This window comes from Suilimivivens aceti (genome assembly GCF_025567405.1).
Taxonomy (GTDB): domain Bacteria; phylum Bacillota; class Clostridia; order Lachnospirales; family Lachnospiraceae; genus Suilimivivens; species Suilimivivens aceti.
Map to the genome: position 1 here is coordinate 1 of NZ_JAOQKJ010000005.1, position 13485 is coordinate 13485.

Below are 13485 nucleotides of genomic sequence, written 5' to 3' on the forward strand. Positions count from 1 at the left end.
ATCCTGAGCCAGGATCAAACTCTCAATTAATAGTTTTCTCCTTAACCCGGATCAACATCTGGTTGATCCTATCCGTCTATCTGATCTTAAATCAGATGACTTACTGTTAGGTTTGCTTTCGCTTGTTTTCGACTATTTCTAGTCCTCTGAATCTTCTTCAGAGCTTTGTCCTCTCGGACTTTCTCATTTAGAATTTTCAGGGTTGCATTACTGTTTATTTGTCAAGGTACGTGCAAAGCGGGATTTTGTATGAAGCATTTCCCAAAAACCTGCATCGCAGGTCTGCTTCGCATTCGTTGCTGTGTCTCTCAGACGCAACTCTGATATAATATCATGTGTTTCTGTCTGTGTCAACACCTTTTTGAGATTTTTTATTTTTGTTTTTCTTCTCAGAAAAACCTCCCTTCCGTCACGCCGGATCTCTTACCAGCTCTTTCAGACGGTGGAATTTGATTATAGCACCTGTCCCAAGTTCTTGTCAACAAATATTTACATAAAATATAGGTTGTTTTTACAAGTCCGGGCGAAAAATTTGGAAGCACCAACTCTGGCACTTCCAGGACTATTGGTAGCTAAACGGAGAAAGAGGGATTTGAACCCTCGCGCCGCGTGAACGACCTACACCCTTAGCAGGGGCGCCTCTTCAGCCTCTTGAGTATTTCTCCATAATCTGAATTGCTTCCCACTACCAATATTTTATTGTGCATCTTTACGACGCAAAAGTTATTATACCTAAGCCACTATCGTTTGTCAACTTCTTTATCTAGTGTTTTTTGAGAAAAAAATACTAGATAAAGTAGAGAGCGGAATGCACAGGAAATATACTCCTGTGCACCGCTTCTTTTTCCATTTCTATTGAATAATTTCAAAAGATTCCACCTCATCCAGACCAGCAAACAAATTCACAATCTCTTCCTTACTGTATCTGGCGGGAATCAGCACCTGACAGCGGACCTGAAAAACATTTTTTCCTTTACGTTCCCACTTGAACTGACTTATGGATATATTATAACCATTCAATTCACTACTAATTTTACCAAAAGCATCTTTTTCATTAGACACCAGAAATACAACCCTGGCTCTCGTAGCCTGCTTTACTACCCAAAGATCCTTATGGCATACAGTCTGGATCAGAACAACAAGCAATGTAGTTCCAATGCTGATTGGATACATACCGGCTCCTACAGCCATTCCCACACCTACTGTAACCCAGGCACCAGCCGCTGTGGTAATTCCGCTTACATAGCCCTGCTTTCCAATAAAGATAAGGCCACCACCCAGTATACCAATTCCAGTGATAATACCTGCCGCAACACGGGAAACGTCCCAGGAAGCCCCATCAATCCCAATAACATCCATAAATCCATATTTTGATATGATCATCATCAGTGCCGATGCCAGTGCAATCATAATATGAGTTCTGGTTCCGGCCACTTTGGTACGAAGCTGCCTTTCCAGTCCTATAATACCACCGCACAGACAGGCAAGAATGATCCTGACAAAGAAAGGTAGCTGCTCCATCAGAAAATTACCCATTCGTTACCCCTCCTTTATCCAGATACCTGATTTCTTCTATTATATAATGTGTACATCACAGGTATCAAATCTGACAAAGGCTTCTTCTCCAACCCGATAAATCCTCTTATGCTTGGGGTTAAAGTCTGTGATCTTAACAAGAGTATCTCCTGCCATTACATGGTAATTCTGATATTCACCCATAAAGCAGCTCATCACAACCTTGCAGGGAAGCTGTCCTTCCGGTGCAAGTACAGCTGCTTCCGGCCGCAATACAACAGTACAGTCACTTCCAACCTCAAAGCTTCCTATATCATCTACCTCTACGTCATGATTATCAATAGACAGCACTCCCTTTTCACCGTCCTTCTGTACAAGCCTGCCTCGCAGGAAGTTCGCTTCTCCGATAAAGTCTGCTACAAACTCATCGGCAGGGTGATAGTAAATCTCCTGTGGTGTACCGATCTGTGAAACAACTCCCTTATTCATAATAATGATCTGATCTGAGAGAGCCATGGCTTCACTCTGATCATGAGTAACATAAACCGCTGTAATCCCCACTCTCTGCTGGATATTTCTGATCTCTGTTCTCATGGATACACGAAGCTTGGCATCCAGATTGGAAAGAGGCTCATCAAAAAGCAGAACACTCGGCTCTACTACCAGCGCTCTTGCCAGTGCAACTCTCTGCTGCTGTCCACCGGAAAGCTGGTTTGTCATACGTCCTTCCATACCACTCAGTTCTACAAGATCCAGGATCTCCATAACCTTGTCATGGATCACCTTTTTATCCAGCTTACGAAGCTTCAGACCATATGCTACATTGTCAAATACATTATAGTGAGGAAACAGTGCATAGCTCTGGAATACCATCGCTGTATCACGTTTGTTGGGCGTCAGTTCATTAATAGGCTGATCTCCCAGATAGATTTCTCCCTCATCCGGGCTCTCAAAGCCGGCAATCATTCGAAGGGTTGTAGTCTTTCCACAGCCGGAAGGTCCAAGCAGGGTAACAAAGCTGCCTGGCTCGATCACCAGATTGGCATCATCCACAGCTTTAAAGTCTTTTCCTGTTTTAGGATCCTGATATATTTTGGAAATATGCTCCAGACGGATTCCTTTGGATTCTTTCAGCATATTATTTTTCCTCCTTTATCTTTTTACTTGTGCCAAAGAACCGGATAAACAGGTTCATCAGCAGAACCGACAGATATACAATAGCGATCAGGATTGTCGCGTAGGCGCATGCCACGCCATAGTAACCTTTTTCTGCGAACTCATTGATCTGACAGGTGATCAGCAGGAACTGTGGCGTTACAAGCAGAATGATCGCACTGATCGCAGTAATGCTGCGCACAAATGATGTTACCAGGCCACTGAAAAACGAATCCTTAATCAGTGGAAGCGTTACTGTTGTAAATACTCTTCCGCTTCCCGCTCCCAGATCATAAGCAGATTCCTCAATGGATTTGTCAATCTGTCTCAGGGCGGAAATACCACTTCTTGTTCCAACAGGAAGACTTCTGACGATAAATACAATGATCAGGATAATTCCGGTTCCATAAATACCACTGAGGACACCTGTATGGAAAATTCCATTTGCATAGCCTCTGATATAACCAATACCAAGAACCGTTCCGGGAACCGCCATGGCAAGCATAGAAACAAATTCAATAAATCCCTTGGATCTGAATTTTTTCTTTACTACCAGATAAGAAATCACCATGGAAAGCAGGGCTGTGATCGGCGCCGCGATCACTGAAAGCAGGAAGGAATCCTTAAACGCCTTCAGTCCACTGTATTTAAAGAGATAATCAAACCACTTAAAGGTCAGTGAATAATCCCGTCCCCACAGCTTAAACAGCGCACCAAAAGGAATCATGATATACATGATGATAACAAACAGTGCTACAAGACAGCAGATCAGTGTAAGAGGAATGGTTACACTCTTATCCTCGATCAGCATTCTTGCTCTGGATGCTTTACCCGTCAATGTAGCTGCTGTCTTTCTTTCCAGATAATATTTCTGGATAAAGAAAAGGATCAGTGTCAATGAAAGTAATACAACTGACATCGCTGCAGCACCTGTAGAATCATAGGATCCTGTTACCTGCAGATAGATGGTAGTTGCCAGCGTATCATAATCACCACCGATCAGCATCGGGTTTGCGAAATCCGCAACTGACTCAATAAAGGTTACAAGGAACGCATTTCCAAGACCTGGCAGAAGCAGCGGCAGGGTAACTGTCGTAAATACCTTCATCCGGGAAGCACCTATATCACGGGCAGCTTCTTCCAGCGATGGATCTATATTTTTCAGAAGTCCCTTCAGCATCAGATAACAGACTGGGAAAAAGGTCAGTGTCTGAACGACTACAATTCCTTTTAATCCATATACATTGGAATCATATATGTGAAGGAGCGAACGGGTAATAATTCCACTCCGTCCAAACAACATAATAGTCGATAAGGATAATACAAAAGGCGGTGATACAACCGGAAGCAGTGATACAACATTAAACAGCTTTCCTACTGCTTTGTTTTTTATTTTTACATAAACATCTACATATGCAAAAAGAAGTCCGATTGCCGTAGAAAGAATTCCTGTCAGAAGTCCAAGCACCAGGGTATTGGAAAACGCAGTCCGGAAACGCTTCATGCTGAGAACTCTCTGGAATACGGAAAGCGTGAGCTTTCCTTCAGTATAAATACTGTCAATTAAAAGAACAAACAACGGATATACAATAAATAATACAAGGAAAATGAGCAGAATACTGATCATTCCTACCATAACCGGATCAGAAAACAGTTTTTTTCGATCCAGTTTTGCACTCTTACTTTGGGCAGCCATCTGTTTTCCCCTTTCTGATAAAAAGAGGGAGATGGTACAGACACCATCTCCCCTGATTTTGTTAATTACTCGGTCAGGAATCTGCTGCTGTCGGCATTTTCAGAAGAACCGTTTGTTACTGCATTGAAGAAGTCTTCTACATAGGTAGCTGTGTTCTGTTTCGCATCTTCAAAGTCGTAATCAATCACATTGTCAGGATCAAGTCCGAACTGGGTTGCTTCTTCAGGCTGCTCTGCATTGTCGATAACAAGGAACTGATAGGACTCGTTCTCTTTTGCAATATTTACGCAGTCAGGCGATAATGCATATTCAACCCAGAGCTTTGCAGCATTTTCATTCTTGCAGCCCTTGAAGATTGCTGTTGCACCAATTTCATAGCTGGTACCTGATGCAGGGATGATCAGATCGATATTGTCATATCCGGAAAGGATCTGTGTAATGCCATCATGTAAGAAACCGATTGCGATAACGCATTCGCCAGGTCCTACCATCTTGGATGGGCCAGAGCCGCTCTTAGTATACTGATATATATTCTTATCAAGCTCCTTGAAGTACTCCATTGCCTCATCATGACCCTTCATCTGAACCATGGTGTTAATGACCAGCTTTGCTGTACCTGCTGTGGATGGATTGGACATTCCGATCAGCCCCTTATACTCAGGCTTTAATAGATCATCCCAGTCCTTTGGCTCCTCAAGGCCAAGTCTGTCAAGCTCTTCTTTGTTTACCATAAATCCAAGGATACCCTTGTAAATTCCATACCAGTTTCCATCCGGATCCTTGTATGTATCAGAAATCAGATGGGATGCATTCTGTGCCTGATAAGGCTCAAGCAGTCCTGCTGCTACCGCTTCATTATAAGGATCTGTTGTTCCTCCGAACCATACATCTGCGGAAGGATTTCCTGCTTCCTCTTCAATCTTGGTATAAACCTCGCCGGTAGAAAGTCTCTGATAATCTACCTGAATACCATACATTTCTTCAAATTTCTGACATGCTGCTGAAAGATAAGCTTCCTCGCAGGAACCATATACAGTAAGCTTTCCTTCTGCCTTAGCTGCTTCAATCAAAGCATCCATTCCGGAATCACTGCTCTCTGTGGTTTCCTCTGCCGCAGTATCTGTTGTTTCTGCCGCAGCAGTCTCCTGTGTCTCTTCTGCCGGCTTCTCCTCTGTTGCCGCGCTGCCTGAGCTTCCGCATGCCATCAGTGACATGGTCATCGCTGCTGTCAGGATTGCGGCCAGCGCCTTTTTGCCCTTTAACTGTTTCATAAATGAATCCTCCTTTTCCGGGAGCTGTTCTTTAGGCCGCTCCCACTTTTGTTCATATGTAACAAAAAATTCATTGATTGTATTTATATTATATAAATACTACACAAAACTGTATACTGGACAAAACGCATATCCTTTTAATTATTCTGACATTTTAATCTCTGTATCTGTCCTGATATTCTGATGGGGATACTCCTATCAGCTTTTTAAAGGTGACACTGAAATAAGTGATATCCTTATATCCCACCATTTCCGCTACCTCATAAATCTTATATCTATGATCCTTCAGGAGCTTCTTTGCCGCCCGCATACGACACTGCGTCAGATAAGACAGGAAGGTAAAGTCTGTTTCCTTCCTGAATAAATGGCTCAGATGTCCCTCACTGATCGCGAGGCTCTCTGCCACAGACCTGACAGAAATATTGGGATTAGCATAATTCTCATCAATATAAGAGACTGCATCCATGATATATTTGCTCTTATCCCCCTTGATCAGACTGCATTTCGGATTTTTTTCCTCTGTTTCTGTTCTTTCTTTATTCTGCTTCAGGATACGCTCTACTGCAGCTTCCAGCTCTCCGTCTGAAAACGGCTTCAGCAGATAATCTGCAGCTCCCAGCTTTATCGCTTGCTGAGCATAGGAAAACTCTCCATAAGCTGTCAGAAAAATAACCACTGCATGATTTCCCTCCTTCCGCAGGCTTTCCACCATTTCAATCCCGCTCTTTTTGGGCATACAGATATCTGTCACGATCACATCCGGGTGATATTTATGTACTGCTTCAATTCCTTCTTCCCCATCTCCGGCCGCACCTGCTACCATACAGTCGATCCGGGACCATTCTGTTCCGTGTACAATCCCTTCCCGTACAAGCTTCTCATCTTCAACTACAACTACTTTATACATCCTTCTCCCCTTTTCTGACCGGCAATGTCATGTAAATACAGGTTCCTGCCCCTTCTTCAGACTCTGTATACAAGCCATAACCATCCCCATAATTCAGCCTTATGATCTCATTGACATTATAATACCCGATACTGTGTCTTTCTTCTCCCATTCTGTGCTGCTCTGAAGTATCTTCCTCGCAGTGATTCAGCTTCCACACCTGTTCCCTGCTCATTCCAACACCGTCATCATGGATCCGGATCTGGAGAATTTCTTCCCCTGTCTGTCTTGCCTGTACCATAACCCTTCCATTTTCTCTTCCTCCAAGACCATGGATGATCGCATTCTCTATAATTGGCTGCAGAATCTGCTTAGGCACCAGAAGAGCTGCCAATTCATCCGGCAGATCCACAATAAATTCAAATTTATCTGCAAATCGGATTTCCTGAATCTGGACATATGCCTCAGCCAGTTCCACTTCCTTCGCCAGTGGTACCTCCGGGCTTGCAGAAATACTCATCCGCAGGATCTTGGCAAGATCAGCAGATATCGTGGCGATCTCCGGGATCTGATTAGCCTTTCCCAGCCATTTCATGGTATCCAGCGTATTATACAAAAAGTGTGGATTCAACTGTGCCTGCATCATTTTGATCTGTACCTCGCTCAGCTCCCTCTCTCTGGCAAGAAGACGTTCCATGTTATCAGTCAGATGCTCTGCCATCATATTAAAGCTCTCCGAAAGCTGCCCAAGCTCATCCTGACTGTCAACCTTGATCCTTGCTTTGAAATTTCCCTGCCGGATCTCTGCGATCGCATCCTGCATCCTCTTAATCGGCTGATAAATAAAGCTGCTGACCGATTTTGACAAGAAAATACAGATTATAAGTCCAAGAGCTGCTGACATCACTGCTATGGTAAATGCACGGTTTTTTAACTGATTTAATGCCGCAACCGGCTGCTGGTAAAACAGATAAAGACCACTTGTCTCTTCGTAATCTACGTAATAAAAATATTTCTTATCTGCACTCACGCAGGCATTCTGACTGTCGCTGTCAGCAGCCTCGTCCCGGAGCATTTCCCGTCTGATCCGGCGCATTTCATCTTCGTCATAGGAATCCGTTGAGCAGTATACCATCTCCTGGAAGCTGTCCATAGCATAAATAACACCCTGATCCTCGCTGACGAGTCCCCACTTCATATTATCAAAAAGTCCGTCATTTACAGTTGCTACAATATATCCTGTGATTTCTCCCTTTTCTGAACGGACTGCCATAGCTGCCCTGAGAAACTCAACTCTTTTCTCCCCCTCATATAATCTGGCGTTCCGTACAACCACTTTGCCCGGATTCTGTCCTGCTTCATATAATACGCTCCAGTCTAATGGCAGCTTTTCTTTGATATAAGTATTCTCCGTCACAGAAACCAGCTTGTTCCCTTCTGCATCATAAATGGAAAAATAAGCGTACTTACTGTATTTGGAGCTGACTGCGTACAGCTCCCGGTATACGGAGGTTCCTGCTCCATCTCCATTTTCCAGATTTTTGCGAATGATTTCTTCCTCTGCCAGCTGGCGGATCCCATCATAAATATTTGAAAAAGCCGAGTCAAAAGACCCGGCTACTGCGTTCAGAATCGTTTCCGCCTCCTGGTTCAGACTTCTCCGGTAGGTAATATTAAACATCTGAAGCATGATAAAGTATCCGATCAGCATCGGAATTCCTGCTGCCAGAAGCATACCGGCAAATGTTTTTTTGCGGAAAGAATAATTCTTCAATATTTTCATCGCTACTCTTCTCTATATGCTGCAATTGCGGTTTCATACAGATTATTTCCTTCAGGATCGATCACTACGATCACTGGAAAATCTTTAACCTCCAGTTTACGGATTGCCTCTGTCCCAAGATCGTCATAAGCAATCACCTCAGAACGTAATATGGACTTTGATAAAAGAGCTCCTGCCCCGCCAACTGCAGCAAAATAAACCGCCTTATTGCGGACAATCGCTTCTTTTACATCCTCGCTTCTCCTGCCCTTTCCGATCATTCCCCGAAGTCCAAGATCAAGCAGCGCAGGCGCATATTTATCCATTCTGCTAGCAGTCGTAGGGCCTGCAGATCCGATAGGTCTTCCTTCCCTGGCAGGAGATGGTCCCATATAATAGATAAGATTATCCTTCAGATCGAACGGCAGGCTCTCTCCTCTTTGCAACGCCTCATACATTCTTTTATGTGCCGCATCTCTTGCAGTATAGATGGTACCTGTAAGATATACGTAATCTCCACTTTTCAGCCCGGATGTTTCCTTTTCCCCAAAGGGAACTGTCATATGTCGTTCCATATCCTGTCCTCTCTTCCCTGTCAGATTTCCCTGACTGCATGTCTGTTTACATGACAGCAGATATTCACTGCTACAGGCAGCCCTGCAATATGTGTGGGAAAAGTATTAATGTTCACGGCCAGTGCAGTGGTACTGCCCCCAAGTCCTCCCGGTCCGATCCCTGTTTTATTGATCTTTTCAAGAAGCTCTTCCTCCATTTCCTTTACATAAGGAATGAGAGAATGCTCATTCACCGGTCTTGTCAGTGCCTGCTTGGCCATCAGCGCACACTTCTCAAAGGTACCACCAATTCCCACGCCAACTACCATAGGCGGGCATGCATTGGGTCCAGCATCCTTTACTGCTGTAAGTATGGCATTTTTCACACCTTCAATTCCATCTGCCGGTTTCAGCATAAAGATCCGGCTCATATTTTCACTCCCAAACCCCTTAGGAGCCAATGTCAATCTGATCTTATCTCCGGATGTAATCGTATAATGGATAACCGCCGGTGTATTATCCTTTGTATTTTCCCTGATCAGTGGATCCTTTACCACAGATTTACGCAGAAACCCTTCTGTATATCCTCTGCGCACACCCTCCTGTATGGCATCTTCCAGAAGACCACCTTCTATATGAACATCCTGTCCAACTTCTGCAAATACCACTGCCATTCCGGTATCCTGACAGATCGGGATCATATCCTCTCCTGCAATCTGCAGATTTTCCTGAAGCTGCTGCAGAATCTGTTTTCCAAGAGGCGCTTTTTCAGACTCTCTTGCCCTGTCCAATGCTTCTGTCATATCTCCTGTCAGAAAATGGTTGGCTTCAATGCACATTTCCCTGATATTTTCTGTGATCTGTTTGGTCTTTACTGTTCTCAATGGTCTGCTCCGCCTTTCTCTGTCTGTTCCTTCTTTCCAGATTTTCCAGACAGATCATCCAAGAATCTGCTGCTTTACTTCTTCCAGTTCTTCCTGGGACGGACTTCCAGGATTCCAGGAAAGGATATGTCCATCTCCTTCATATCTGGGAATCAGGTGGATATGGAAATGGAATACACTCTGTCCCGACACCTCACCATTATTCTGAACAATGTTAAAGCCATCTGCTTTCAGCTTTTCTGTCATAACAGCTGCCATCTTTTTAGCAACCTTCATGGCTTCCCCGGCAGTCTCTTCAGGTATCTCATAGAGATCTGCATAATGCTCCTTCGGGATCACAAGTGCATGTCCTCTGGTAGCCGGACCAAGATCAAGGATCACGCGGAATTTTTCATCCTCATACAATGTTTTTGACGGGATTTCTCCAGCTGCAATTTTACAGAAAATACAATTATCATTCTTCATATTTCTTTCCTTCCCTCCTGTATTTCACAGGAACCTGTTATCATTATCTGTTGTTACCATATGCTTTACAATTTCTGATCCATAAACTGAAAGATCTGATCCAGTGTACGTAATACTTTAAAATCACCTTTCATTTTCATGAGCCCCCCCATAAAGGCTCTCTGAAATGTCATCCTGCCATGGATAATATCATCTACTGCACTGCGTCCGATCTGAATCTCCACATCTGCACTGTTCACATTCCCGTAATATACCCGGATCTCTGTTCCGTTTACTTCAATGATCAGTGGCTTCTTTTTCTCTTCAAGCTGGAGCTTATAAACAGCCTTAAAACCTGCCTGTGGCACAAAATGGCTCTGCAGCTCCTTGCAGTACTCATCCTCTGTATTTTCCTGCTCCTCTGTTCCCATCAGATCCCGGAACAGGCTGGTAAGCTCCTGAATATCCTCCTTTTTCCGCTTTACATAGCTGTCATCTGCTGCATACTGGGAAAGCTGTTCTGTTTCCTGCGGTGTCAGATCTGTATTTCTGGTGCTGGAAACAAGCTGCTTCACAGCCTGGTTACTGGCCGGGAAGCTAGCCATCTTCTGATTTACTGTCCGATAAATATTCTCTGTTTTCTTTTCAATGATACTATTATACTCCTCGTTACCTTCCAGATCTGCAATATCGGCAATATAGCCGCAGAGACCACTGCATGGCTTACCGCCCAGGATTTCCCAGGCATTTTCAAGATTCAGCTTGCCCTCCCGCTCTCCATAGGTCGTAGACATGACCACTGGACACATATAAATGCTGGCAATCTTTTCCTTATCTCCATACAGCCAGCAGGCATCCAGAAACTGCTGCATATAACCGCCAATACCAAACCATTCTATGGTCGTAGCCAGAATGATACCGTCTACTTCCTTTAGGGTCTTAGGCAGCGTAGTGATCGTGTTCTTCAGTTCATACAGGTGGTACCTCTCTACTGTTACATGCAGTTCCTCCAGAACCTCCTGCATTTTATTGATCACATATAATGTGGGATCATCGATCAGTCCGCGGCCACCATAATAAATTGCTATTTTCATTCTGATTATCCAACCCTTTCGGTTAATGTCTGCCCTGTTTTTTAATTATACCATGGACGCCGGATTATGCAATCTTCTTAACGATATACAAATTTCAGCTTTCCAAGACGAATCTCGTCACCGGGTTCCAGGATCTCAGAAGTATTAGGCGTCAGACGCAGTCCATTCTTGAAAGTCCCATTAGTAGAATTCAGATCTGTCATGCAGATTCTTGTTCCTTCTCTGGTGAACCGGGCATGTACCCGGCTGATGCTCTGATTATCGATCACCATATCCACGCTCCCTGCCAGCTTTCCCACTGTGATCGGCAGCCGGTTCAGGTCAATATGGAATTTATTATCCTTCCCTACTCCGTACAGCTTGTTTTCGCTGTTTGCTGTCCATGGAATATAGACGGTATCCCCATATTCCTTCCGCTGACCTTGTACTCTTTCAGAACAGGCCTCTTCATAGATTCCATGTGAAAACATTTCCTCTTCCGTTTCCCTGAATGACAGATTTTCCGTTTCTCTCTTTTGCTTTCTGCCAGAAAGCTTCCTGACTATAACTGCCCCCAATGAAAGAATCACCAGCAGCCCTGCCAGAAAAAATCCTGCGTAACTGAAGACAAGCAATTTTTCCGAAAGCTCATATGTATATGTCAGTTAACCAAGTACCACACTCAGAAAAACCGCACAGACCAGATAGACTTTTGCTGCCTGTGTACTGATCAACCTTTGAATTGCCGGATTCTCTGCCGGTTCCTGCTCTTCATAGCAGGGATATGGTTCTTCCATTTGCATCTCATGTATTTCTTTTTCCGGTTCTGGAACGTTCTCTGGCTGTTCTTCTTCACCAAACCACTCCACGATTTCATCCAGTACAAACTGTTCCTTTTCTGCCAGATCCAGCATATGATATACCGCCTGCAGGGCAGCATTATCTTCTCCGTCCACATGATCTGCCAGAAATTCCAAAAGAGTGATCAGTGTCTGTGCCCCTCTGATCTCCGAAAAAGGATCATAGACAAAATAAAATTCATCTTTTTCCAACTCTGTAAAGATCATATCCGGTTCTATCAGCAGTCCATCCTCCGGCAGCAGAAAAGAAGCTGTCTCCTCCATCACCATTTTCAAGCTGATGAATAAGCCCTTCAGTTCTTTCATAGTAAGGTGCTTTCCTTCAAACAGACCTTTCACACTCTGTTTTGATGTGATTTCATAATAAAGCAGCGTTTCCCCGTTAATATACCGGATCTGACAGGGCAGCAGCCCTCTGATCCGGTTTTCCGTGATCATTTTTCTCTGATAGTCATCTCCTGTCATTTCATCCTCACGGATGATCAGATAATTATGACGATAATCCTTATAATAACTGATCTCTCTCATTTACTCTGTCTCACCTTTCGTATTTCTTCCCTGATATTCAATCGTTCCAGCCGTTTGCTTACTGTCAGTGCACCATCATAACCACTGGTACCAATTTCAACATCCCCATATATTCCATCTGTATGGAGCTCACTTTCCTGCTGATCATAAAACGGATAATACTGCAGCCTGTCTGCCAGCGTTTCCCTCAGATAATCCGTATCTGTGCCTTTTTCTGCCATATCTCCATAAATCACTTCCCCGTAAAAGGAGCCATGGTCCGTAAACCTGCTGCCACGCAGTGCCAGAATATAAAGATCCTGGGAGATGACACATCTGTTATAAAGAAAAAAGGCCAGAAGAATTACCAGCAGATAGAGAAACAGTACTATCGGCATTACAAAGGATGCTTCCACCGTCAGATATCCATTTACCTTTTTATTCCACAAGCAGTACCACCTCCAGCGCTCCCAGTAAAAAGGGCAGAAACGGAACCGGTTCTTCCTTTTTCAGGCATATTTTTCCTGTAGTAAAAAGACCGGACAGCATAAAGGCCGTCCCACATACGGCTGCACATTTCCCTGCCCCCAGAAAACAGCCAAGGATAAGAACTGCCAGGCCATCCCCATATCCCACCTGTTCACTGGTAAGATATGCCAGCAAAAGCAGGAATAATCCCGGCAGCATCCGGTAAGGCAATTTTCCATCATCTAAGCCTCCAGTCAACGTAAGATATAGCATTCCAAGCAGAAGACTGCCTAAAAGCTCTGTCAGAGACAGCCTCCTGTCCCGGATATCTTCTGCTGAAAACCAGGCAAGAAACAGCAGTGCCAAACATTCTCCTGCATAATCGTTTATCATAAATCTGTTCATTCCCC

General features: G+C 44.0%; 14 protein-coding genes and 1 tRNA gene. All 15 read right to left on the reverse strand.

Features of this window, described 5'->3' with window-relative positions:
• Positions 1 to 577: 577 nt before the first annotated feature.
• Positions 578 to 665 (reverse strand) — tRNA-Ser (locus tag OCV77_RS06625).
• 187 nt (positions 666 to 852) lie between these two features.
• Positions 853 to 1536, reverse strand: a complete 684-nt coding sequence (locus tag OCV77_RS06630) for an MgtC/SapB family protein (protein WP_262574167.1) — start codon at positions 1534 to 1536, stop codon at positions 853 to 855.
• Between the two features lie 39 nt (positions 1537 to 1575).
• Positions 1576 to 2652 carry an ABC transporter ATP-binding protein gene (locus OCV77_RS06635; RefSeq protein ID WP_118799491.1) on the reverse strand — a complete coding sequence of 359 codons (1077 nt, stop codon included), beginning with the start codon at positions 2650 to 2652 and terminating at the stop codon, positions 1576 to 1578.
• A gap of 1 nt (position 2653) precedes the next feature.
• Complete coding sequence (locus OCV77_RS06640) at positions 2654 to 4366, reverse strand: ABC transporter permease (protein ID WP_118799492.1); 1713 nt, start codon at positions 4364 to 4366, stop codon at positions 2654 to 2656.
• A 65-nt stretch (positions 4367 to 4431) separates the two neighbouring features.
• Positions 4432 to 5637 (reverse strand): ABC transporter substrate-binding protein, encoded by a 1206-nt coding sequence (locus tag OCV77_RS06645; protein WP_262574170.1) that lies wholly within the window; start codon positions 5635 to 5637, stop codon positions 4432 to 4434.
• Between the two features lie 154 nt (positions 5638 to 5791).
• The gene (locus tag OCV77_RS06650; protein WP_262574172.1) at positions 5792 to 6544 is read right to left on the reverse strand and encodes a response regulator transcription factor; all 753 of its coding nucleotides are present in this window, start codon (positions 6542 to 6544) and stop codon (positions 5792 to 5794) included.
• Positions 6537 to 8306, reverse strand: a complete 1770-nt coding sequence (locus OCV77_RS06655; protein ID WP_262574173.1) for a cache domain-containing sensor histidine kinase — start codon at positions 8304 to 8306, stop codon at positions 6537 to 6539. The genes OCV77_RS06650 and OCV77_RS06655 overlap by 8 nt, the downstream gene beginning before the upstream one ends.
• A 2-nt stretch (positions 8307 to 8308) precedes the next feature.
• On the reverse strand, positions 8309 to 8860 hold the full coding sequence (locus OCV77_RS06660) for a Fe-S-containing hydro-lyase (RefSeq protein ID WP_118799500.1): 552 nt from the start codon (positions 8858 to 8860) through the stop codon (positions 8309 to 8311).
• Between the two features lie 20 nt (positions 8861 to 8880).
• Complete coding sequence (locus tag OCV77_RS06665; RefSeq protein ID WP_331488788.1) at positions 8881 to 9723, reverse strand: fumarate hydratase; 843 nt, start codon at positions 9721 to 9723, stop codon at positions 8881 to 8883.
• Between the two features lie 54 nt (positions 9724 to 9777).
• Positions 9778 to 10188 carry an HIT family protein gene (locus OCV77_RS06670; protein ID WP_262574174.1) on the reverse strand — a complete coding sequence of 137 codons (411 nt, stop codon included), beginning with the start codon at positions 10186 to 10188 and terminating at the stop codon, positions 9778 to 9780.
• A 65-nt stretch (positions 10189 to 10253) separates the two neighbouring features.
• On the reverse strand, positions 10254 to 11261 hold the full coding sequence (locus tag OCV77_RS06675; RefSeq protein ID WP_262574176.1) for an SCP2 sterol-binding domain-containing protein: 1008 nt from the start codon (positions 11259 to 11261) through the stop codon (positions 10254 to 10256).
• A gap of 77 nt (positions 11262 to 11338) precedes the next feature.
• Positions 11339 to 11830, reverse strand: a complete 492-nt coding sequence (locus tag OCV77_RS06680; protein WP_262574177.1) for an FHA domain-containing protein — start codon at positions 11828 to 11830, stop codon at positions 11339 to 11341.
• Positions 11831 to 11905: 75 nt separating this feature from the next.
• Entirely contained in the window at positions 11906 to 12628 is a 723-nt protein-coding gene (locus OCV77_RS06685) for a DUF6382 domain-containing protein (RefSeq protein WP_262574179.1), read from the reverse strand.
• On the reverse strand, positions 12625 to 13056 hold the full coding sequence (locus OCV77_RS06690) for a hypothetical protein (protein ID WP_118799510.1): 432 nt from the start codon (positions 13054 to 13056) through the stop codon (positions 12625 to 12627). The genes OCV77_RS06685 and OCV77_RS06690 overlap by 4 nt, the downstream gene beginning before the upstream one ends.
• Positions 13046 to 13480, reverse strand: a complete 435-nt coding sequence (locus OCV77_RS06695; protein WP_262574180.1) for a hypothetical protein — start codon at positions 13478 to 13480, stop codon at positions 13046 to 13048. Before OCV77_RS06695 ends, OCV77_RS06690 begins: the two co-directional genes overlap by 11 nt.
• Positions 13481 to 13485 lie beyond the last annotated feature (5 nt).

Bases quoted from the DNA above. Each gene is read 5' to 3' on its own strand.
- OCV77_RS06695 (WP_262574180.1), bottom strand. From the start codon at position 13,480: ATGAACAGATTTATGATAAACGATTATGCAGGAGAATGTTTGGCACTG.
- OCV77_RS06640 (WP_118799492.1), bottom strand. From the start codon at position 4,366: ATGGCTGCCCAAAGTAAGAGTGCAAAACTGGATCGAAAAAAACTGTTT.
- OCV77_RS06650 (WP_262574172.1), bottom strand. From the start codon at position 6,544: ATGTATAAAGTAGTTGTAGTTGAAGATGAGAAGCTTGTACGGGAAGGG.
- OCV77_RS06635 (WP_118799491.1), bottom strand. From the start codon at position 2,652: ATGCTGAAAGAATCCAAAGGAATCCGTCTGGAGCATATTTCCAAAATA.
- OCV77_RS06645 (WP_262574170.1), bottom strand. From the start codon at position 5,637: ATGAAACAGTTAAAGGGCAAAAAGGCGCTGGCCGCAATCCTGACAGCA.
- OCV77_RS06655 (WP_262574173.1), bottom strand. From the start codon at position 8,306: ATGAAAATATTGAAGAATTATTCTTTCCGCAAAAAAACATTTGCCGGT.
- OCV77_RS06675 (WP_262574176.1), bottom strand. From the start codon at position 11,261: ATGAAAATAGCAATTTATTATGGTGGCCGCGGACTGATCGATGATCCC.
- OCV77_RS06670 (WP_262574174.1), bottom strand. From the start codon at position 10,188: ATGAAGAATGATAATTGTATTTTCTGTAAAATTGCAGCTGGAGAAATC.
- OCV77_RS06685 (WP_262574179.1), bottom strand. From the start codon at position 12,628: ATGAGAGAGATCAGTTATTATAAGGATTATCGTCATAATTATCTGATC.
- OCV77_RS06630 (WP_262574167.1), bottom strand. From the start codon at position 1,536: ATGGGTAATTTTCTGATGGAGCAGCTACCTTTCTTTGTCAGGATCATT.
- OCV77_RS06660 (WP_118799500.1), bottom strand. From the start codon at position 8,860: ATGGAACGACATATGACAGTTCCCTTTGGGGAAAAGGAAACATCCGGG.